At 68.3% G+C, this 20645-nt stretch carries 23 protein-coding genes and 4 tRNA genes; 8 read left to right on the top strand and 19 right to left on the bottom strand.

All coding sequences use genetic code 11. The annotated features are described in order from the left end of the window. From ISP14_RS18070 to ISP14_RS18005, 14 genes are all read right to left on the bottom strand, one after another. The coding region (locus ISP14_RS18070) for a GTP-binding protein (RefSeq protein ID WP_239536270.1) at positions 1 to 140 on the bottom strand (140 nt) is incomplete at its 3' end. A 69-nt stretch (positions 141 to 209) separates the two neighbouring features. After that, positions 210 to 285 (bottom strand) — tRNA-Thr (locus ISP14_RS18065). 24 nt (positions 286 to 309) lie between these two features. After that, positions 310 to 383: transfer RNA gene (locus tag ISP14_RS18060), tRNA-Gly, on the bottom strand. Between the two features lie 77 nt (positions 384 to 460). Continuing rightward, positions 461 to 546: transfer RNA gene (locus ISP14_RS18055), tRNA-Tyr, on the bottom strand. A gap of 93 nt (positions 547 to 639) precedes the next feature. Next, complete coding sequence (locus ISP14_RS18050; RefSeq protein WP_404542620.1) at positions 640 to 1140, bottom strand: acyl-CoA thioesterase; 501 nt, start codon at positions 1138 to 1140, stop codon at positions 640 to 642. Positions 1141 to 1174: 34 nt separating this feature from the next. Next, positions 1175 to 1672: a GNAT family N-acetyltransferase gene (locus tag ISP14_RS18045; protein WP_404542618.1), complete on the bottom strand. Its 498-nt coding sequence runs from the start codon at positions 1670 to 1672 to the stop codon at positions 1175 to 1177. An 83-nt stretch (positions 1673 to 1755) separates the two neighbouring features. Beyond that, positions 1756 to 2847, bottom strand: a complete 1092-nt coding sequence (ychF, locus tag ISP14_RS18040) for a redox-regulated ATPase YchF (RefSeq protein WP_404542616.1) — start codon at positions 2845 to 2847, stop codon at positions 1756 to 1758. 54 nt (positions 2848 to 2901) lie between these two features. Further along, a complete protein-coding gene (gene pth / locus ISP14_RS18035) occupies positions 2902 to 3501 on the bottom strand; it encodes an aminoacyl-tRNA hydrolase (RefSeq protein WP_404542614.1) in 600 nt (199 codons plus the stop codon). A 54-nt stretch (positions 3502 to 3555) separates the two neighbouring features. Beyond that, positions 3556 to 4227: a 50S ribosomal protein L25/general stress protein Ctc gene (locus tag ISP14_RS18030; RefSeq protein ID WP_404542612.1), complete on the bottom strand. Its 672-nt coding sequence runs from the start codon at positions 4225 to 4227 to the stop codon at positions 3556 to 3558. A gap of 145 nt (positions 4228 to 4372) precedes the next feature. Further along, positions 4373 to 5311 (bottom strand): ribose-phosphate diphosphokinase, encoded by a 939-nt coding sequence (locus ISP14_RS18025; RefSeq protein WP_404542626.1) that lies wholly within the window; start codon positions 5309 to 5311, stop codon positions 4373 to 4375. A 59-nt stretch (positions 5312 to 5370) separates the two neighbouring features. Further along, positions 5371 to 5447 (bottom strand) — tRNA-Gln (locus tag ISP14_RS18020). Between the two features lie 143 nt (positions 5448 to 5590). Further along, positions 5591 to 6976 (bottom strand): 4-(cytidine 5'-diphospho)-2-C-methyl-D-erythritol kinase, encoded by a 1386-nt coding sequence (gene ispE, locus ISP14_RS18015; RefSeq protein WP_404542610.1) that lies wholly within the window; start codon positions 6974 to 6976, stop codon positions 5591 to 5593. A 6-nt stretch (positions 6977 to 6982) separates the two neighbouring features. Next, the gene (gene lolB / locus ISP14_RS18010; RefSeq protein ID WP_404542607.1) at positions 6983 to 7588 is read right to left on the bottom strand and encodes a lipoprotein insertase outer membrane protein LolB; all 606 of its coding nucleotides are present in this window, start codon (positions 7586 to 7588) and stop codon (positions 6983 to 6985) included. Beyond that, the gene (locus tag ISP14_RS18005; protein ID WP_404542605.1) at positions 7585 to 9300 is read right to left on the bottom strand and encodes a tetratricopeptide repeat protein; all 1716 of its coding nucleotides are present in this window, start codon (positions 9298 to 9300) and stop codon (positions 7585 to 7587) included. Before ISP14_RS18005 ends, lolB begins: the two co-directional genes overlap by 4 nt. 140 nt (positions 9301 to 9440) lie before the next feature. On the opposite strand from ISP14_RS18005, the gene hemA reads away from it, so the two are divergent. From hemA to ppk2, 3 genes are all read left to right on the top strand, one after another. After that, on the top strand, positions 9441 to 10718 hold the full coding sequence (hemA, locus tag ISP14_RS18000) for a glutamyl-tRNA reductase (protein WP_404542603.1): 1278 nt from the start codon (positions 9441 to 9443) through the stop codon (positions 10716 to 10718). An 81-nt stretch (positions 10719 to 10799) separates the two neighbouring features. Continuing rightward, a complete protein-coding gene (prfA, locus tag ISP14_RS17995; protein WP_404542600.1) occupies positions 10800 to 11879 on the top strand; it encodes a peptide chain release factor 1 in 1080 nt (359 codons plus the stop codon). 45 nt (positions 11880 to 11924) lie between these two features. Further along, positions 11925 to 12689 carry a polyphosphate kinase 2 gene (ppk2, locus tag ISP14_RS17990; RefSeq protein WP_404542597.1) on the top strand — a complete coding sequence of 255 codons (765 nt, stop codon included), beginning with the start codon at positions 11925 to 11927 and terminating at the stop codon, positions 12687 to 12689. Between the two features lie 44 nt (positions 12690 to 12733). Here ppk2 and ISP14_RS17985 read toward each other — a convergent pair whose 3' ends face one another. From ISP14_RS17985 to ISP14_RS17975, 3 genes are read right to left on the bottom strand one after another with little or no spacing between them, the layout of a single operon-like run. Beyond that, a complete protein-coding gene (locus ISP14_RS17985; protein WP_404542594.1) occupies positions 12734 to 13000 on the bottom strand; it encodes an acylphosphatase in 267 nt (88 codons plus the stop codon). Next, positions 13000 to 13476 carry a TlpA family protein disulfide reductase gene (locus ISP14_RS17980; RefSeq protein WP_404542592.1) on the bottom strand — a complete coding sequence of 159 codons (477 nt, stop codon included), beginning with the start codon at positions 13474 to 13476 and terminating at the stop codon, positions 13000 to 13002. The genes ISP14_RS17985 and ISP14_RS17980 overlap by 1 nt, the downstream gene beginning before the upstream one ends. Further along, positions 13473 to 14741, bottom strand: a complete 1269-nt coding sequence (locus ISP14_RS17975) for a YihY family inner membrane protein (protein WP_404542590.1) — start codon at positions 14739 to 14741, stop codon at positions 13473 to 13475. Before ISP14_RS17975 ends, ISP14_RS17980 begins: the two co-directional genes overlap by 4 nt. Positions 14742 to 14891: 150 nt before the next feature. On the opposite strand from ISP14_RS17975, the gene wrbA reads away from it, so the two are divergent. Genes wrbA through ISP14_RS17960 form a run of 3 tightly spaced genes read left to right on the top strand, consistent with a single transcriptional unit; the run spans position 14892 to position 16337 of the window. After that, complete coding sequence (gene wrbA, locus ISP14_RS17970) at positions 14892 to 15491, top strand: NAD(P)H:quinone oxidoreductase (RefSeq protein WP_404542588.1); 600 nt, start codon at positions 14892 to 14894, stop codon at positions 15489 to 15491. After that, complete coding sequence (locus tag ISP14_RS17965; protein ID WP_404542586.1) at positions 15488 to 15835, top strand: DUF2069 domain-containing protein; 348 nt, start codon at positions 15488 to 15490, stop codon at positions 15833 to 15835. The genes wrbA and ISP14_RS17965 overlap by 4 nt, the downstream gene beginning before the upstream one ends. 34 nt (positions 15836 to 15869) lie before the next feature. Next, positions 15870 to 16337 (top strand): cupin domain-containing protein, encoded by a 468-nt coding sequence (locus tag ISP14_RS17960; protein ID WP_404542584.1) that lies wholly within the window; start codon positions 15870 to 15872, stop codon positions 16335 to 16337. A gap of 9 nt (positions 16338 to 16346) precedes the next feature. Here ISP14_RS17960 and ISP14_RS17955 read toward each other — a convergent pair whose 3' ends face one another. Together ISP14_RS17955 and ISP14_RS17950 are read right to left on the bottom strand one after the other, a co-directional pair. Then, positions 16347 to 16985 (bottom strand): LysE family translocator, encoded by a 639-nt coding sequence (locus ISP14_RS17955; RefSeq protein WP_404542580.1) that lies wholly within the window; start codon positions 16983 to 16985, stop codon positions 16347 to 16349. Then, on the bottom strand, positions 16982 to 17869 hold the full coding sequence (locus tag ISP14_RS17950; RefSeq protein WP_404542578.1) for a hypothetical protein: 888 nt from the start codon (positions 17867 to 17869) through the stop codon (positions 16982 to 16984). The genes ISP14_RS17955 and ISP14_RS17950 overlap by 4 nt, the downstream gene beginning before the upstream one ends. 100 nt (positions 17870 to 17969) lie before the next feature. Between ISP14_RS17950 and ISP14_RS17945 the strand changes: the two genes are divergently transcribed. Then, on the top strand, positions 17970 to 18929 hold the full coding sequence (locus tag ISP14_RS17945; RefSeq protein ID WP_404542575.1) for a helix-turn-helix transcriptional regulator: 960 nt from the start codon (positions 17970 to 17972) through the stop codon (positions 18927 to 18929). A 75-nt stretch (positions 18930 to 19004) separates the two neighbouring features. Further along, positions 19005 to 20642 (top strand): acyl-CoA dehydrogenase family protein, encoded by a 1638-nt coding sequence (locus ISP14_RS17940; protein WP_404542573.1) that lies wholly within the window; start codon positions 19005 to 19007, stop codon positions 20640 to 20642. Positions 20643 to 20645 lie beyond the last annotated feature (3 nt).

Here is a 20645-nt window from a genome sequence, read left to right as displayed (position 1 = left end):
TAGGCCTTGAATTCGCCGCCGAAACGCTCCGCACCGACCTTCGTCAGCGCCGCCGTCAGCGTCGTCTTGCCGTGGTCCACGTGACCGATCGTACCCACGTTCACGTGGGGCTTGGTGCGCTCGAACTTGCCCTTTGCCATACGCCAGAATCCCAGTGGAGTCAGTGAGAGGAAACAACCGCCCGGAACGGGCGAAGTCTGCAGCGATGATGGTGCTCATGACTGGAATCGAACCAGCGACCTCTTCCTTACCAAGGAAGTGCTCTACCGACTGAGCTACATGAGCGAAATTTCAAACTAGCGGGATCAATGGAGCGGGAGACGGGAATCGAACCCGCACCATCAGCTTGGAAGGCTGAGGTTCTACCATTGAACTACTCCCGCCCTGCGCGGAGCCCGTTGCCGGATCGGCCAGGCCGATTCGGCAGACCAGCCCAATCGCAATCTTTCGCGAATTCGACTGGTGGAGGGAGGTGGATTCGAACCACCGAAGGCGTAAGCCAGCAGATTTACAGTCTGCCCCCGTTGGCCGCTTGGGTATCCCTCCAACAAAGAACGCGTATTGTGTGGATCGGCCTGCCGACTGTCAACACCTGCGAGCACTCGCGATCGCATCGCAGCTCTGTGTCGCGGACGGATTTCAGCCCGTATTCTGCTGGTTTTCGCCGGCGCGCAGATCAACCAGCTGTTCCATCTCCCGCGATAATTCCTGCAGCCGCCGCGCATGCGCCTGCAACTGGCGCTCACTGTCGTCGCGCGGCTCCCAGCGCGGCACCGGCGTGGGCTTGCCGTCGGGTGCGTCCAGCGCCACGAACACCATCACGCAACTGGTCGCCAGGCGACGCTCGTTCTTGCGCAGGTCGCTCGCCAGCACATCCACCGCCATGTGCATGCTGCTGGTGCCAGTATGGATCAGCCGCGCCTGCACCGTGACCAGATCGCCGATCAGGATCGGCGCCACGAACTGGATGCCGCTGACCGAAGCGGTGACGCAGTACGCCCCGCTCCACGCTACGGCACAGGCGTAGCCGGCCTGGTCGATCCACTTCATCGCCATGCCGCCGTGCACCTTGCCGCCGAAGTTGACGTCGGTGGGCTGGGCAAGGAAGCGGAAGGTCACTTCGTGCTGCTGGCCTGGCATGCGGGCTCCGGTCGTTGCGACATGGAAACCGCCATTATGCCCGCTGGCGCCGCGCCGGCACGCATTCGAGCACCATCGGGGTGGTGAGCACGCCATTCGGGGAAAGCCGCTCCGGCCCGGCGGCCACGAAACCCAGCCGCCGGTATGCCGGCACGGCGCAACGCGAGGCGTTGAGCGTGAAGCGCCGCGTGCCGGCACGGCGCACTGCATCGGCCATCGCGCGCTGCCACAGGCGGCGGGCGATGCCGCGGCCGTGGTAGCGGGTGCTTACGAAGAGTTGGGTAAGGTGACTGTCGTCGCGCATCGTCGCCACGCCGACCAGGGTGTCGCCCAGCCAGGCGAGATGGAAGCGATGGCCCTCATGCATGCGCATGCGCTGGACCGCCGCGCCCTGCCGCGACAGCAGGGCCTGACCCGCGCCGGGCGGCTGATCGGGCAGGATCCAGCGCCGCGTCAAGCGGCGCACCAGCACGCTGGTCGCGAGGGCGTCGTCGGGACGCCCCAACCGGATACGCAATGCCACCGTCGCCATGCGCCGCTCCACCGCCCGCCGGGAACCTTGCGCATCCTCGCACGCGGCGACAACGGCGGGCGCGAGCCGCCCGCAGGACGCGGTCAGACATTGAACAGGAAGTGCAGCACGTCGCCGTCCTTGACGACGTAATCCTTGCCTTCCTTGCGCAGGCGGCCGGCGGCGGCAGCGCCCTGCTCGCCCTTGTACTGGATGAAGTCGTCATAGGAGACGGTTTCGGCACGGATGAAGCCGCGCTCGAAATCGGTGTGGATCACACCGGCCGCCTGCGGCGCGGTATAGCCGCGCTTGATCGTCCAGGCCCGCACTTCCTTCACGCCTGCCGTGAAATACGTCTGCAGGTCGAGCAACTTGTAGCCCGCCCGGATCACGCGATTGAGGCCCGGCTCGTCCAGGCCCAGGTCCTTGAGGAACTCGTCGCGGTCCGCCTCATCGAGTTGGGCCAGTTCTTCCTCGATCGCGGCGCACACCGGCACCACCTCGGCACCCTCGGCAACGGCGCGCGCCCGCACCGCATCGAGGTGCGGGTTGTTCTCGAAGCCGTTCTCCAGCACGTTGGCGATGTACATCAGCGGCTTCAGGGTAAGCAGGAACAAGTCGCGCACCAGCGCCTTTTCCTCGTCGTCCAGGCCCAGGCTGCGCGCCGTCCTGCCTTCGTTGAGGCCGGCGGCGAGTTTCTGCAGTACCGGCTTCCTGGCGATGGCGTCCTTGTCGTTCGCCTTGGCCGCACGCTCAGCGCGGTTCAGCGCCTTCTCGACCGAATCCAGGTCGGCCAGCGCCAGCTCGGTGTCGATGGTCTCGATGTCCGCGACCGGATCGACCCTGCCCGCCACATGCACGATGTCGCCGTGCTCGAAGCAACGCACCACGTGGGTGATCGCGTCCACCTCGCGGATGTGCGCGAGGAACTTGTTGCCCAGGCCCTCGCCCTTCGAGGCGCCGGCGACAAGCCCGGCGATGTCGACGAACTCCACCGCGGTGGGGATCACCTTTTGCGGATTGACGATCGCCGACAGCGCATTCAGGCGCGGATCGGGCACCGGCACCACGCCCACGTTCGGCTCGATCGTGCAGAACGGGAAGTTCGCCGCAGCGATACCCGCCTTGGTCAGCGCGTTGAACAGGGTGGACTTGCCGACGTTAGGCAGGCCGACGATGCCGCATTTGATGCCCATGGGAACTCCGCAAAACTGTATTCGTGGGAAACGGTGCGAGGTGGTGGCCGCGAATCAGCTGCCGGCCTTCCCGCCCGCCCCCGGGGTATGTAGTTGCTGCATGGCCTTGTCGAACTGGCCATCGACCACCAGCGGCAGCACGTCCAGCGCGCGCGCGATGCCGTCGACGATAGCGTCTTCGTCCTGCGCCGACGGACGCCCGAGCACCCAGGACGTGACCTTGTCCTTGTGGCCGGGATGGCCGATGCCGACACGCAGGCGATGGAACTTGCCGTGGCCCAGATGGGCGACGATATCGCGCAGCCCGTTCTGGCCGCCGTGGCCGCCGTCGAACTTCAGGCGCGTGGTGCCGGCAGGCAGGTCCAGGTCGTCGTGGACGACCAGGCATTCCTCCGGCGTAATCTTGTAATAGCGCAGCGCGGAAGCCACCGCGATGCCGCTCTTGTTCATGAAAGTGGCGGGCTTGAGCAGCCAGACCTGTTCGCCGCCGACACGCAGCTTGCAGGTCTCGCCATGCAGCTTGCCGTCGAAGCTCCAGCGCTCGCCCTGCCCTGATGCGAGAGCGTCCACAAGCCAGAACCCGGCGTTGTGCCGGGTTCTGAGGTATTCGGCACCGGGATTACCCAGCCCGACAATGAGTCGCAAACCCGCCATGACGGCCAGCAAGCGCCTGGGCCCGCGCCCCGTGGGAGCGCGGGCCGCAGCGGCTTACTTCTTGGCGTCCTTGGCCGGCGCGGCGGCAGCGGCAGGCGCAGCCTCGGCAGCGGCACCCTCGGCGGCCGGAGCTTCCTCGACCTCTTCCTTCACCGTGTTCGCGGTGACCACGGCCACGTCGTGGTCGGCGCCCAGGTGCAGCGCGACGATCTCGACGCCCTTCGGCAGCTTCAGCTGCGACAGGTGAACGATGTCGCCGGTCTTCAGGTCAGCCAGGTCCAGCTCGATGAACTCGGGCAGGTCCTTCGGCAGGCAGGAGACTTCCACTTCCGTCAGGTTGTGCGAGATCACCACGCCGGAGGTCTTGGCGGCGGCGGACTTCTCCTGGTTCAGGAAGTGCAGCGGGACGTTCACGCGGATGGCGTGGTTCTCGTCGATGCGCAGGAAATCCATGTGCATCATCTGCTGCTTGAACGGGTGCTTCTGCCAGTCGCGCACCAGCACCTTCTGCACCTTGCCGTCGACGCTCAGGTCGAGCACGGAGGAAAAGAACCACTCGTGCTTGGCGGCGAGCAGGATGGTGTTGTGCTCGATCTGGATGCTCTGCGGGGGCTGGCCCGCACCGTAGACGACGGCCGGCACGTAGGCCGCACGACGCAGGCGGCGGCTCGCACCTTTCCCCTCGTCCTTGCGGCTCTCGGCCTTGATTTCATGAGTCTTTGCCATTTCGGTATTACCTTGGGTTGGAAAACCGCCTCGCGGCGGCTGTTCGACTTTTCCGCGACCAGAAAAGCCGGTTGCTTCTGCGCGACATCCGTGCCGCGAAAAGCTGGACATCAAAAACCACCCGTCCTGGGCGGCCTTTCAAATATCAATCGACGTACAGCGAACTCACCGACTCGCCGAAGGCGATGCGGCGGATCGTTTCGGCCAGCAGCTCGGCCACCGAAAGCACGCGAATCTTCGCGTTGGCCTTCGCCTCCGCGCTCAACGGCAGCGTGTTGGTAACCACCAGCTGATCAAGCTGGGAATTCTCCAGGTTGCTCATCGCCGCCCCGGACAGCACCGGATGCACGCAATAGGCCACCACCTTCTTCGCACCGCGCTCCTTCAGCGCAGCGGCCGCGGCGCACAGCGTGCCGGCGGTATCAACGATGTCGTCCACCATCACGCAGGTCTTGCCCGCCACGTCGCCGATGATGTTCATCACCGTGGCCACGTTGGCCTTGGGGCGACGCTTGTCGATGATCGCCAGATCGGCGTCGTCCAGGCGTTTGGCCAGCGCACGGGCACGCACCACGCCGCCCACGTCCGGACTCACCACGATCAGGTCGTCCATGCTGTGGTTGCGCCAGATGTCGGCCAGCAGCACCGGCGAGGCGTAGACGTTGTCCACCGGGATGTCGAAGAAGCCCTGGATCTGCTCGGCATGCAAGTCCACCGTGACCACGCGGTCGATGCCGGCGGTACCGATCATCTTGGCCACCAGCTTCGCGGTGATCGGCACGCGCGCCGAACGCGGCCGGCGATCCTGCCGCGCATAGCCGAAGTACGGAACCACCGCAGTCACGCGGGCGGCGGAGGCGCGTTTCAGCGCATCGGCCAGCGCCAGCAGCTCGACCAGGTTTTTCGCGCTCGGCGCACCCGTGGGCTGCAGCACGAACACTTCCTGGTTGCGGACGTTCTCCTCGATCTCGATCTGCACTTCGCCGTCGCTGAAGGTGCTGACCAGTGCCTTGCCGAGCGGCACGCCCAGGCGGTGGGCAACGTCTTCGGCCAGCGCAGGGTGCGCCTTGCCGGCAAACAGCATCATCGGGCTGGACCTGTCCACGCTTGCGTTCCTCGGAAACCTGCAACTGCTGTACTGGATGGCTGGGGCGGCAGGATTCGAACCTGCGCATGCGGGAATCAAAATCCCGTGCCTTAACCAGCTTGGCGACGCCCCATCATTGATCCCGATGAACCACCTTCCTGGCGGCCCATCGGGTCGGCAGGTCCGGCACACTTCCGGATCTGCCTCCGTTGGCGCCCACTCGCGTGGACGCCAACGCGCGAACCCTCCATGGTTCGCCACTCGTACTTCCAGCCATTACGGGCTGGCGCTACCGCCATGGCGGCCCAGCGCCCCGTACAAGGGCGAAACCGCGACACCGATGGCTACGTGAGCCGCGAACGCGGGCGGGCAGCGGGCCGCGATGGCCTGTGCCTGCTCCAGCGTGCGCAACTCCAGAAACACGCAACCGCCGCTGCCGGAAAGCCTTGCCGCCCCATGGCGACCCAGCCAATCCAGCGCCGCCGCCACGCGCGAATGGCGCGCGCGCACCACCGGCGTGAAGGCGTTTTCCGTCGTTTCGCCCGAAACAAAGGACGAAATTGTCGCCGGAGGCGCATTTCGTGTCAATTCAGGCGCTTGAAACAGCGCCGTGGTGGGCACGTGTTCCTGCGGATCGAGCACCACGTAATGCCGTCGCGGCAACGCCAGCGGGGTCAGCCGCTCGCCGACGCCCTCGGCCCAGGCCGAGCGGCCGCGCACGAACACCGGCACGTCGGCACCCAGCCGCCGGCCCAGTTCGGCCAGGGCGTCCTCGTCCAGGCCGGCGCGCCAAAGATGGTTCAACGCCACCAGCACAGTGGCCGCGTCCGAACTGCCGCCGCCGAGGCCGCCGCCCATCGGGATGCGCTTCTCCAGCTCGATCTCCGCCCCCTGCGCGACGCCCGTGTACTCGCGCAACAAGGATGCGGCGCGCACCACCAGATCGTCCCGCTCGGGCACGCCGGGCACGTCGGTGAGGCGGCGGACCGCACCGTCTTCGCGCACGCGCAGACGCAGCTCGTCGCCCCAGTCGAGCAGGCGGAACACGGTCTGCAGCTCGTGGTAACCGTCGGCGCGGCGGCCGGTGATGCGCAGGAACAGGTTGAGCTTGGCCGGCGCCGGCCAGCGCGTCCAGCCATCGGGCTCGGCGCGCAGGCGGCGACGCATGAAGACGCGCAGATGCATGGGAAAGCCACGCTCGCGGTCGTGCGCATGGTGTTCCGCCAGCGCCGGCGTGTATTGCTCCGGATCGATGGCCTCGAAACCGTGGCGCGCATAGAACGGCGCATTCCATGGCACGTCTGAGAGCGTACCGAGCACCACGGACGGATACCCCGACTCGGCCGCCCACGCACAAGCGTGTTCCAGCAGCGCCGCACCGATGCCGCGCCGGCCATGGCTGGGCAGCACGTCGATCTCGGCGATGCCTACCTCGCCATCCTCGATCGCCACGCCGACGAAACCCACGGCACGGCCACCCTCCTCCGACGCCACCCACACCCGACCCGCACCTATCGCTTCGGCCAGCGCCTGCGAGTCCATCGGTGAATCGGCGTAGGACGGCCACGCGGGGTGGCCGCGGAACAACGCCTGCGCCGCGCGCTCGATGTCGCGCAGCGTGTCAGCCTGGTCGAGGCGGGCGGGAACGATGGTGAAGCTCATGCGGCCTTATCGAAGCGTCCAGTTCTCCACCGACAGGCGCACCTTGTACGGCGGCCGGGTGGCGAAGATGGTGGTGGGCAGCGGCGGCTGGCGCGCGGTGTCCCAGGCGCGGTAATCCACCGACCAGCCGTCCTGCGTGAGCAGCGAGGGCAAACGGTTGTCGCCGAAGGCCAGTTCGGCCGGGCCGCTGTCGGCGCGCAGCCCCAGCACCCAGGCGCGCAAGTCGTGCAGCGGCACTTCCCAGCCCAGCGCACGCTGCATCAGCGCCTCGGCATCCGCGCCTTGAACCGGACCGCCGTCCAGCCCTTTCAGCACGGCGCCGTCGGGGCCGCTGCTCAGTTCGAAACTGCGCCCGGTGATGGGCGCGCGGAACACGAAGCTGTAGTTGCCGCCGTCCTGCGTCCAGGTAAAGCCGCCGCTGACGCCATCGTGGCCGTCGGAGACGCCGAGCCGGCCATCCAGCGTCCAATGGTCGGTGTGCGCCAGCGCCTGTTCGCGCGCGACTTGTGCGTTCAGTAGACCGGCATCGCCCTTGATGCGCACGAGCTGCGGCGCGCAGGCGGCAAGCAGCAGGGGCAGCGCCGCCGCCAGGATTCTTTGATGTCGCTTCATGGATGCAGCCGCTTCAGCGCGCTTTGCAGGTTGGTGTTGTGCGGGTCGATCTTGCGCACCTCATCGAACACGCGCTGCGCGTCCTGGCGGTCGCCCTGCCTCCACAGCACTTCGCCGAGGTGCACGCCGATATCGGCAGCCTTGCCGGCCTGCCATGCACCGCGCAGGGCCTGTACCGCCTGGTCCAGGTGGCCCAGCCGGTACTGCACCCAACCCCAGGAATCGGCAATCGCCGGGTCGTTCGGCCGCGCCGCACGCGCCTTGGCTACCAATTGCTCGGCCTCGGGCAGGTCGCGGTTCGCATCGGCCAGGGTGTAGCCCAGCGCGTTGCTCGCATCGATGTCGTCAGGCTTGAGCTTGAGCAGGCTGCGGAAATCCTTCACCGCCAGATCGATCTGGCCGACCTCGGCATAGGCCAGGCCGCGGCCGTACAGCAGGCCGGGATCGTTCGGCACCACCTGCAGCGCGCGAGTGAACGCATTGACCGCCTGCACGTAGCGCAGCTCACGCATGTAGAGCTCGGCATCGAGCTGCCAGGCCTGGCGTAGCTGGACCGGCTGGTCGAGGTAGTCCAGCTGCATCTGGCCGAGCAGTTCGTGCGCCTCGGCACTCTTGCCTTGCGCCTGCAACAGCACGGCGCTGCGCAGGTCGGCGTCGAAGGCATGCGGATCGTCGTCACCGACCTGGCCGTACCAGGACAGCGCTTCGGTGTCGCGGTGCTGCATCTCGGCCAGCTGGCCAAGCAGGAAGGCGTTCTGCTCGCGCACGTCCGGACCGGCCTGCTGCAGCTGGCGATACAGCGCGGCCAGCGCCTTGGTGTCGTTGCTGCGCGCGGCCAGCGCGGCGCGCAACTGGTAGGTATCGGCGCTCTGTGGACCATGATCCAGCAGCTTCGCGGCCGCCGCGTAGTCGCCGGCCTCGCTGAGCATGCTCGCGTAGACCAGGCGCAGGTGCACGTTGTCGGGCGCCTTGGCGATCGCCTGCTGCAACAACACGCGCGCGCCCTTGGTGTCGCCATTGCGGGCCTTCATCTGCGCCGCCCAGGCAAAGACCTCGGCGTCGTTGCGGAAACGCGCCAGCGCGGCATCGGCAACGCGTTGCGCATAGGCGTGGCGGCCCAGCTTGTCGCCGAGCTCGCTCATCGCCAGCCAGGCCTGCGGGTCGGCAGGCAGGCGCTGCGGCGTGGCCAGCGCCTCCAGCAGTTGCCCGGCCTGGGCCTGGTCGCGCGCAGTCAACAGCACCTGGCCGAATCCGCGCCAGGCGTTCTTGTCGTGGCTTTTGGTGAGGATCTCCAGCTGGCGCTGCGCCTCGGACGTGTCGCCGCGGTTCAACGCCAGCTGGGCGCGCGCCTGCGCCATCGCCGCCGGCTGGGCGCCCAGCGCCTGCCAGCGATCCAGCGCACGGCCGGCAGCCGCGTCGTCATGTGTCGCGATCGCCAGCATCGTGGCGCGCTCGGCCACGGTCGGGTCGTCGCTCAGCGCCATCGCCTTGCCGTAGTGGAGCTCGGCGGCCTGCAGATCGCTGCGGCCCAGCGCCATCTCGCCCGCCATCAGCTGTGCGAGCAGGTCGTGATCCTCGTCCGGCGTCACCACCGTCATCCGCGCCAGCGGCTGGGCAGCGGCCGGTGCCGGACCGGCGGCCGGCCTGAGCGGCGCCTGCGCACAGGCGGCCAGCCCGAGCATCAGCGTCGCGGCTGCCGTAAAATGCCGCATCTGCTTGAATCCGCAACGCCTGCTTCGCACACTGACCACCGTCTGTCCGCCCATCAAGCCACGACCGTGCCCGTATCCACGGCGCCTCGACGACAAGCTTAGCCTACGCCGCCTGACCACCGCCGGATTTCCGCCACCTCATGCCGCTGATCGCCCTCGGGCTCAACCATCTCACCGCGCCGGTCAACCTGCGCGAACAGGTGGCGTTCGACCCCGAAACCGCGGCCGCCGCCCTGCACGAGCTGCAGCACGAGCCCGGCGTGGAAGAGGCGATGATCCTGTCCACCTGCAACCGCACCGAGCTGTACGTAAGCGTGGCCGCCGGCGCCGAGCTGCTGCCGCAGGCGTGGCTGAGCCGTCACCATCGTCTGACTCCCGGCAAGCTGGACGAGTTCCTGTACCGCCATGACGAGCAGGATGCGGCGCGCCACCTGTTCCGCGTCGCCACCGGGCTGGATTCGATGGTGCTGGGCGAGCCGCAGATCCTCGGCCAGGTGAAGGATGCCTACCAGCTCGCGCGCGAGGCGCACACGCTGAAGGCGCCGCTGGACCGACTGCTGCAGCACACCTTTGCGGTGGCCAAGCGGGTACGTACGGAAACCCGCATCGGCGCGCACACCGTCTCGGTGGCGTTCACCGCGGTGCGCCTCGCCGAGCAGGTGTTCGCCGACCTGCGCGAGGCCTGCGTACTGCTGATCGGCGCCGGCGACACCATCGAGCTGGCCGCGCGCCACCTCGCCGACAAACAAGCGCGCCGGCTGATCGTGGCGAACCGCACGCTGGAGACCGCGCAGGACCTGGCAGGCCGCTACGGCGGCTACGCCATCGCGCTGGCCGACCTGCCGCAACACCTCGCCGAAGCCGACGTGGTGATCACCTCCACCGCCGCGCGCCAGCCCATCGTCACCCGCGTGATGGTCGAGCAAGCACTGGCCGCGCGCCGCCGCAAACCGATGTTCATGGTCGATATCGCGGTGCCGCGCGACATCGAGCCCGCGGTGGCCGAGCTCCCCGATGTCTATCTCTACGGTATCGACGACCTGCAACAGGTGATCGACGACAACCGCCGCTCGCGCGCCGCCGCTGCGCGCGAGGCCGATGCCATCATCGACCTGCAGGTGGACCGCTACATGGCCTGGCGCCGCGCGCTCACCGTGCGCAACCCCGCACTGGACCTGCGCCAGCACGCGGAGGCGTACCGCGACGACGTGCTGGACAAGGCCCGCGCCATGCTGGCACGCGGCAAGTCGCCCGACGAGGCGCTGGGCTTCCTCGCCCACACGCTGACCAACAAGCTGCTGCACCACCCCAGCGCACGCTTGCGCGAGGCCGCGCTTTCCGGCGACCTGGATCTGCTGCATGCGGCCGGCCGGCTGTACGGGCTGGACGAGGAAGACCAGGACACGCGGAACGCGTAGCGAGGGCGGCTGGCTGCCGCCTCCTGCATTCGCGCGGCCGACGTGTCGGCTGTTTCGTCCTCGCTTTCCTGTTTTCTGCCCATGACGCCTTCCATCCGCCGCAAACTCGAAACCCTCGCCGAGCGCCACGAGGAGATCGGCCTGCTGCTGGCCCAACCCGAGGTGCTCGCCGACGGCACGCGCTTCCGCGAGCTGTCGCGCGAGTACGCCCAGCTGGAACCGGTCACCGCCGCGCTGCGCGATCACGACGCCGCCGAACGCGAGCTGGCCGACGCCCGCGCGATGCTGGACGAGCCGGAGCTGGCCGAGATGGCCGCCGACGACATCGCGCGGCTGGAGCAACACCTCATCGAACTGGACGGCGAGCTGCAGCTCCTGCTGCTGCCCAAGGACCCGCGCGACGAGGCCAACCTCTACCTCGAAGTGCGTGCCGGCACCGGTGGCGACGAGGCGGCGATTTTCGCCGGCGACCTCTTCCGCATGTACCTGCGCTACGCCGAACGCCGGCGCTGGCAGGTGGAGATCCTCAGCGAGCACGCCGGCGAGCACGGCGGCTACAAGGAGATCGTGGCGCGCGTCGAGGGCAAGGGCGCGTATTCGCGGCTGAAGTTCGAATCGGGCACCCATCGCGTGCAGCGCGTGCCGGAAACCGAATCGCAGGGACGCATCCACACCTCGGCCGCCACGGTGGCGATCCTGCCCGAGCTGGACGCGATCGAGGAAATCGCGATCAACCCCGCCGACCTCAAGGTCGACACCTTCCGCGCTTCGGGGGCGGGTGGCCAGCACGTCAACAAGACCGACTCGGCGATCCGCATCACCCACCTGCCCAGCGGCACGGTGGTGGAGTGCCAGGACGAGCGCAGCCAGCACAAGAACCGCGCCCGCGCGATGAGCCTGCTGCAAGCGCGCCTGCTCGACGAGGCCCAAGGCAAGCAGGCCGCAGCACAGGCCGAATCGCGCCGCCTGCAGGTGGGCTCGGGCGACCGCAGTCAGCGCATCCGCACCTACAACTTCCCGCAGGGCCGCATCACCGACCACCGCGTCAACCTCACCTTGTACCGCCTGCCGGAAATCATCCAGGGCGACCTGGACGAACTGGTCGATACGCTGACCCGCGAGAACCAGGCCGACCAATTGCAGGCGCTCGGCCACGCCTAAGAGCCGGTTATAGTCTGTCCGAGCATGGCGACCGCCGGAGCAGACATGGGCAAGCGCTACCAACACGCTCTCGAAGAACTCCAGATCGAGCTGACCCGGCTGCAGCAGGGCCTGCGCAGCAGCGGCAAGCGGCTGCTGGTGATCTTCGAAGGCCGCGACACCGCCGGCAAGGGCGGCACCATCAAGGCGATCAGCGAGCGGCTGGATACCCGTGGCTGCCGCATCGTGGCGCTGCCCAAGCCCAGCGACGCCGAGGCCACGCAGTGGTACTTCCAGCGCTACGTCGCCCACCTTCCCAGCGCCGGCGAACTCGTGCTGTTCGACCGCAGCTGGTACAACCGCGCCGTGGTCGAGCCGGCGATGGGTTTCTGCGACAAAGCCCAGTACGAAGCCTTCCTGCAGGCGGTGCCGGCTTTCGAAAAGCTGCTCGTCGACGACGGCATCATCCTGCTCAAGTACTGGCTGGCGGTGGACCAGGCCGAGCAGGAGCAGCGCTTCGCCGAACGCGCCAGCGATCCGCTGAAGCGCTGGAAACTGTCGCCGGTGGATCTGCAGGCACGGCACAAATATGCCGAGATGGGGCGGCTGCGCGATCTGATGATCGAACGCACGCACAGCGACCATGCACCGTGGTTCGTCGCCGACTTCAACGACCAGAAGCGCGGTCGCATCAACCTGATCCGGCACCTGCTGCAGCAGGTGCCCATGCACGCCAAGGCTGCGCCGCCGGTGAAACTGCCCAAGCTGAAGGGCAAGCCCGGCAAGGAGCGCGTCACCAAGCAGGCTTGCCTGGTGCCGGATACTTACTAGTACTAACCGGATCGGCGGCTAGCTAGTACTAACCGGATCAGCGGCTAGGCGATGCGGAACCCGCTGGCCGCCGGTTCCGGCCATGCCGTCCGCTCGACCGCATCCACCCGCGCCGCGGGCGGCCCCTGCCACAGCCAGCGCTCCAGCGCGTCGACCGCGGCTGCATCGCCGACGGCCAACACTTCGACGCGGCCATCCGGCAAGTTGACCGCCTGGCCTTCGATGCCCAGCGCCAGTGCTTGCTCGCGCGCGCTGGCGCGAAAGAACACGCCTTGCACGCGGCCACTGACGAGGAAGCGTGCCGCAGGCATCACTTGGCCTTGCCGATCGCCGCATCCAGTTTCGCGGTATTGATCGGGCCGATGAAGTGCGTGGCCACAGTGCCGTCCGGCGCAATCAGCCAGGTGGTGGGCAGGCCGCGCGGCTCGTCGAAATCCTTCAGCGGCTTGTCCAGTGTTACCTGGGCGACCGGGTATACCACCGGGTGTTTCTTGAGGAACGCCCGGATGTCGGCCGGCTCGCTGTCCTCGTAGGCCAGGCCTACCGCGCGCACGTCCGGATGCGTGGCCACGTAACGCGAAAGCTCCGGCATCTCCGCGATGCACGGCACGCACCAGGTGGCCCAGAAATTCACGATCACCCAATGCCCGTGCTGGGCGGCGAGGTCGTAGGGCTTGCCGTCCAGCGTCGTGACCTTGAGCGCGGGATGCGCCGGCATGGCTGCATAGGCGGGCGCCAGACAGGCAAACGCGAGCGCGCACAGCCCCGTCCATTTGCGGGCATTCATCGGGCGGTTTCCTCGGCAACAGGGGACGTGGGCGCAGGATAGGCCCGATCCAGCCTCGTGCCCAGTGCGCCATCCAGCGTGCCGGCGAGCGCATCCAGCAAGGCCAGCAGTTCGTCTGGCAGGGACAGGCCCAGCGCCGCGGCCTGGCGCACCGGCTCGAGTGGCAGGCGGTAACCGCAGTGGGTGTAGACGCGACGCAGGTCGGTGCTGTCCAGGCTGCGCGCCAACAGCCAGCCGCCCGCCTCGTCGCGCCGGACCAGCCCGGCGCGATGCAGATCGTCGAAGTACCCGGCGATCGCCAGGCTGTGCAGGCGCGGTTCGTTCGCGCGCAGCACCGCCGGATCCACGCTGCGGCCGGCGCGCTGCGCGTCCACGCAATGCCGCAGCACCACCAGCAAACCGAGGAGCTCGCTGCCCGGCGGCAGCTTCTCGGCGGTCGGCTGGTACTCGAACGCGGACACCGCCGCCGCCACCGAAGCGCCAAGAATCACGATGATCCACGACAAGTAGATCCACGCCAGGAAAATCGGGATCGCCGCCAACGCGCCGTAGATCTGCTGGTAGGCATGGCCGCCATGCACGAACAGGCGGAATCCCCAGCGCGCGACCGCGAACAACACCGCCCCGAGCATGGCGCCGATCGCCGCGTTGCGGCGCGACACGCGCCGGTTCGGGATCAGCACGTACATCAGCAGCAAGGTGACGAAGGTCACCGTGAACGGCACCAGCCGCAGCAGGTATCCGCCCAATCCAAGTTGTACCGCCGCCCCTTGCAGCAAGGGCACCGCCGTGAGGTAGGAACTCACCGCAAGTCCGCCCACTACCAGCAACGGCCCCAGCGTCAGCGCGGCCCAGTACAGCAGCAGCCGCGAACTCCAGCGTCGCGGGGTCTGCACGCGCCAGATGCGGTTGAGCCGATCCTCGATGCTCACCATCATCGAGATCGCGCTGAACAGCATCACCAGCAGGCTGATGCTGGTGAGCTGGCTGGCATTCTTGGCGAAGCCCTGCATCGCCTCCTCGATGTGGTGGCCCGCCGCCGGCACGAAATGGTGGAACACGAAATCGAGCAAGGTGTCGCGGGCGCTCTCGAACGCCGGGAATGCCGAAAACATCGCCAGCGCCGCCACCATCAGCGGCACCAGCGACACCAAGGTGGTGTAGGACAGCGCACCGGCGGTTTCGAAGCACTTGTCGTCGACGAAGCGCTGCCACAGGAAGCGGCCGAAACTGCGTGTGCGATCGCGGTCGAAACGGAGTTTCATGGCAATAGCCAGGCTCGCGGATATCGCCCGTACACTAGCATGATGCCGGGGACATGCTTCCCGCACTTTCCGGCCCGCCGATCACGCTTGAGCGATGGCCGGCGAGCGATCCACTGCTGGATCGAACTACCCATGGAGCCTGCCCGACGCATGAACGACATCCTCGTCCTCTACTACAGCCGCAACGGCCACACCGCGCAGCTGGCGCGACTGATCGCCCGCGGCATCGAGGAGATCCCCGGCATGCGCGCGCGCCTGCGCCAGGTGCCACCGGTGGCGCCGGTCACGGAAACCGCGCAACCGCCGGTGCCGGACGACGGCGCGCCCTATGTGACGAAGCAGGACCTCGCCGACTGCAGCGGCCTTGCCATGGGCAGCCCCACCCGCTTCGGCAACATGGCTGCCCCGCTCAAGCACTTCCTCGACACCACCGGCGCCGAATGGGCCAGTGGCACGCTGGTGGGCAAGCCTGCCGCCGTGTTCACCTCCACCAGCACCATGCACGGCGGCCAGGAATCCACCTTGCTGTCGATGTCTCTGCCGCTGCTGCATCACGGCATGCTGCTGCTGGGCATTCCGTATACCGAGCCCGCGCTCACCACCACCCAGAGTGGTGGTTCGCCCTACGGCGCCAGCCATGTCGCCGGCCCCAAGGGCGAGAACGCGATCAGCGAGCACGAACGCGAACTGGCCCGTGCGCTGGGCCGCCGCCTCGCCGACACTGCCCGCAAGCTGGCCGCGAACGCATGAGCGCTGCCGTCTTGCCGGTCGAACAGAAACTGGGCCTCGCCGCCTGGGCCGGGCTCGTGGCGCTGCAACTGCTCTGGCACGGCTGGCTGCAGCCATCGCAGAGTGTGCCCGTGGTGCTGGTGCTGGCGATCACGGTGGTCCCGCTGTTGCTGCCCCTCGCCGCCTTGCGCAAGCCGCGCCGCGCCCTGCTCTGGGTCGGCATCCTCGCGCTGTTTTATTTCTGCCACGGCGTGGCCGAGGCCTGGAGCTCGCCCGCCGAGCGCGCGCTGGCCGTAGCCGAGATCGCGCTGACCTTGCTGCTGATCGCCACGCTGGGCGCCGGCGTGCGACGCCCGCGCCACTGATACCGTCCTGTCCATCCAACGTCGGGAGATCCCCATGTCCCAGACCCGCGAGCTGCTGAAAGCCGCCGACATCGAGGCCATGGAGGCCGTCGTCAGTCCCCATCCACTGAATCCGAACGCGCTGCGCCTGCGCAAATCGCTGGGCGATGCCACCGGGATCACCCAGCTCGGCTTCCATCGCATCGAGCTGATGCCCGGTCGCGACTCCAGCGAATACCACTTCCATCACTACGAGGAAGAGTGTGTCTACGTGCTGGCGGGGCATGGCCGCGCGCTGATCGGCGAGCAAGCCCACGACATCGGCACCGGAGACTTCCTCGGCTTTGCGCGCAACGGTCCCGCCCACGTGATCACCAACACCGGCGACATCCCGCTGGTGATGCTGGTGGCCGGCCAGCGCCTGGAGCAGGACATCTGTGACTACCCGCATCGGCGCAAGCGTCTGTACATGCGCGGCGAGCAGGCCGACCTGGTGGACTTCGACGCGATCGTGCCGGATTGAGCATCCCGCTCACCTGGGCCGCATGGCTTCCAGCCCGGTGAACGCCGCGACGGCGATCAGCAGACCGCCCACGCAACGCGTGGCCAGCACGCCGCTGCCCGGACGCCCCTGCAACCATCCGCGGACGCGGCCCGCCAGCAGCGCCAGCGCCCCATACACGCCACACTGGGTGAGCGCGATGATCGCCCACAGCACCAGCGCCTGCAGCCACAGCAAACCGTCGGCCGGGCGCAGGAACTGCGGGAAGATCGCCAGCATGAACAGGTAGGCCTTGGGATTGAGCAGGCAGGTGAGCACTCCCTGCCGGAAGGTCGCACCCAGCGGCGCCACGGCCTGACCGGCCGCCGGCGCGTGGAACCCTACAGCGCTGCGCAACAGCGAAATGCCGATCCAGGCGATGTAGAGCGCACCCGCCAACAACAAGGCGTTGAACACGCCGGGCACCAGCCGTACCAGCACGCTGATCCCCAGCGCCGCCATCAGCACGTGGCAGGCACCGCCGGCCACGATGCCGCCCACCGCCGCCAGCCCGCGGGCACGGCCGCCGCTCAGCGCGCTGCCGAACACGAAGGCCATGTCCAGCCCCGGCAACGCGATCACCCCGAACACCACCACGAAGAACAGCCACAGCTGGGCTGCGTGGTTCATCGCGCCACCTCGCCGGTATCCGGCAGCCAGCGCAGCCGCGAGCGCGGTGTCGGATCCATCACCAGCTGCTCAGGCGCGGTGCGCAGCATGCCGCTGGCGAGCAAGGCTCTCGCGGCCGCCTGCATCGCTGGCTGCAGTTGCTCGCGCAGCGTCGCTTCGTCGCTGACCACGCCCAGCCAGACCAGCCACGGGCCGTCTGTGCGCACCGGCAGCTGCGGAAAGTTGTTCGGCTCGTCCAGCGTGACCAGGATGCCGGCCGGATGCACGCCGGCAACACGGTAACTGCCGAACTGCGCTTCCGCACGCGCCGCCAACGCATCCTCGTCACCCTTCTTCACCGCGAAGATCTGCATGACCATGATGCCTTGCGCGCCACGCGGCTCGTCCACCGGGTCCACCGCCGGCAGCACGGCTACACCGGTGTCCGGCCGCAACGGACGCAGCAACATCACGTTGTCGCTGTCCGGCAACAGCGCATTCACCTTCAGGCGGTGCTCGCGCCACAGCGGCCCGTAGTAGAACTGCGAACTCACCACCGGCCGCGCGGGCATGTCGTGGAAGCCGCGCAGCCAGACGAACTGGTCCGGGTGCTCGCGTGGCAGGAACTGGCCGAACACCATCGCACCCAACTGTTCGAAGGCCTCCGGGAAATAAGTGTCGAAGTAGCTGGCAAAGTGCGCGCGGCCGCCATGCGTCGTGGTGTAACGGCGCAATTCGACAACCTGGAAATCGTGCAGGTGGCTGACGGTTGCCATCGCGGGCAGCGCCTCGTGCGACGACGCGCTGGTGCGGCTGGCGACGGCCGGCTCGGCCGGTGTCGATCCAGCCACTCCCAGCGCGATCATGGAGAACAGGCCCAGCAGATGGCGGTACGCGGACTTCATGGTGGCTCCCGATGCGCCGGTCGGCGCGTGTGTTGGCGTGCGCGCACGTTACGGCCAAATCAGGACATAATTCGCCCTGATATATCGCCAAGCTCCGCGCATGACCCAACCCACCACCCGCGTGCTGGCCGTGCTGGAACTGCTGCAGGGCTGCGGCCGCATCAGCGGCCCGGAACTGGCGCGGCGGATCGGCGTGGATGGGCGCACCCTGCGCCGCTACATCGCCACGCTCGAGGAACTGGGCGTCCCGATCGTCGCCGAGCGCGGACGCTACGGCGCCTACATGCTGGTGCCCGGCTTCAAGCTGCCGCCGCTGATGTTCAACGACGACGAGGCGCTGGCGCTGTCGGTAGGGTTGGTCGCCGCGCGCGGACTGGGCCTCGCCGAAGCCGCGCCGGCCGTGGCCAGCGCCCAGGCCAAGCTGGCACGCGTCACGCCGGATCGCCTGAAGCGCCAGCTGCATGCGATTGCCGAGACGGTGCGCGTCGACCTCGCCCACACCAGCGACGCCCCGCACAGCAACGAAGCGCTGATCGCGCTGACCGCCGCGGCGCAGGCACAGCAGCGCGTGCACCTGGACTACACCACGCCACAGCACCAGCGCAGCGAACGCGATGTCGATCCCTACGGCCTCGCCTGGCGTGCGGGGGCGTGGTACGTGGTCGGCTGGTGCCACTTGCGCCACGACCTGCGCTCGTTCCGGCTGGATCGCATAGGCGCGGTACAGGCGCTGGCCACGCATTTCGAACGCCCGGCGGACTTCGACGCGTTGGAGCAGCTCGCCTTCAGCATCGCCACCCTGCCGCGCAGCATGGCGATCGAGGTACTGCTGCGTACCGATCTGAAAACCGCCCGCGACGCCTTCTCGCTCGCCTTCGGCCTGTTCGAGCCCGTTGATGGCGGCGTGCTCCTGCGCAGCAGCGCGGATGACCTCGACTGGTTCGCCCGCCAGCTGGCGCGGTTGCCGTTCGACTTCGAGGTGCGTACGCCGGCACGCTTGCGCAACGCCCTCAAGCGCCACGCGGCGCGCCTGCAGAAGCTGGCCGCCGTCGGCGGCTGAGCGCCGCCAGCGGCTCACGCGGCGGGGACAGCTGTCTGCCTATACTGGCGCGGTCGATCCGCACCGGAGCCGGTCATGGGATACCTGCAAGACGCACCGCAGCTTGCTCACCCGTACCGCAGCGACCGCCTGCTGCACGCCCTGCTGGACCGCGCCGTGCCTGCCTCGCGCCGCGCCACACTGGATACCGACCTCGGTGCGCTGGGCGACTACGCGCTGCTGGCGTGGCAACGCGCCGCCGTCACCACGCGGCGCAAGCCCGTGCTCACGCAATGGGACGCCTGGGGCCGACGGGTGGACCGCATCGAATTGACCGAGGCGTGGCAGGAAGGCCCCGACATCACCACTTACCATGCGGTGCTCGCCAGCGGCCACGAGAACCACGAGCACGCCCGGCTGGAGGAATTCGCCCGCGCCTACCTCTACCACGTGGCCAGCGAGTTCTACACCTGCCCGCTGGCGATGACCGATGGCGCGGCGACCGCGTTGAAAGCCTCCGGCAACCAGGCATTGATCGAGCGCGCGCTACCGCATTTTCTCAGTCGCGATGCTTCGACGTTCTGGCTCAGCGGCCAGTGGATGACCGAGACCCACGGCGGCTCGGACGTGAGCCATACGGAAACCGTGGCGCGACAGGACGCCAACGGCCAGTGGCGTCTGCATGGCCGCAAGTGGTTCAGCTCTGCCGTGGTGGGCGAGGCCGCGCTGGCACTGGCCCGACCCGAGGGCGCCGGCGGCGGCTCCGGTGCGCTGGCGCTGTTCTACGTCGAGACGATGGACGGTGCCGCACGCAAGCCGGAACTCATCATCGACCGCCTCAAGGACAAGCTGGGCACCCATGAGCTGCCCACCGCCGAGATCCACCTCGACGGCCTGCCCGCGTGGCCGCTGGGCGAACTGGCGAACGGCGTGCGCCAGGTGGCGCCGATGCTCAACGTCACGCGCACGTGGAACGCCGTATGCGCCGTCGCAAGCATGGCGCGGGCGATCGCACTGGCCCGCGACTACGCCGGGCGGCGACTGGCCTTCGGCCGTCCGCTGGTCGAACAGCCGTTGCATGCGCAGACCCTGGCCGACATGCAGGCTGAATTCGAAGGCGCGTTCGCGCTGGCCTTCGAGGTGGCGCAGCTGCTGGGGCGCGTGGAACACGGCGTAGCCGCACCGCACGAAGCGCAGCTGCTGCGCCTGCTCACCCCGCTGGCGAAGCTGTGGACCGGCAAGCTCGCGGTGCGTCTCTGCTCCGAGGCGCTGGAGTGCTTCGGCGGCGCCGGCTACATCGAAGACACCGGCCTGCCGCAGCTGCTGCGCGACGCGCAGGTGTACGCGATCTGGGAGGGCACCACGAACGTACTCGCGCTGGACGCACTGCGCGCACTGGCAGGCGACGGACTCGACGCGCTGCGCACCGCCGTCGCCGCGTGGCAACAGGGCGGCGACCCGCACGCCGCCTTCGCGATCGACGCCGCACTGGATGCCGCCGCCAGCCACCTCGACGCGCCGCCCACCGACCGTACCGGGCTGGAAGCGGGTGCGCGGGGCTTGGCACTCACGCTGGCACGCAGCGCGGCAGCGGCTTTGCTGACCCGGCAGGCGGCATGGGCGCAGACACGCGGCGATGCGCGACCCGCGGCAGCCTTGCGTCGCTTCCTCGGCCACGGCCTGCTGCGGCTAGCCGACACCGGCGCGGACGACACCCGCCAATTGCTGGATTGAATG

This window comes from Dyella agri (assembly GCF_044904705.1).
GTDB classification, from domain to species: Bacteria; Pseudomonadota; Gammaproteobacteria; order Xanthomonadales; family Rhodanobacteraceae; genus Rhodanobacter_A; species Rhodanobacter_A agri.
Note: the sequence above shows the minus strand (reverse complement) of the source record. Positions and strands in the feature narration are given on the sequence as shown.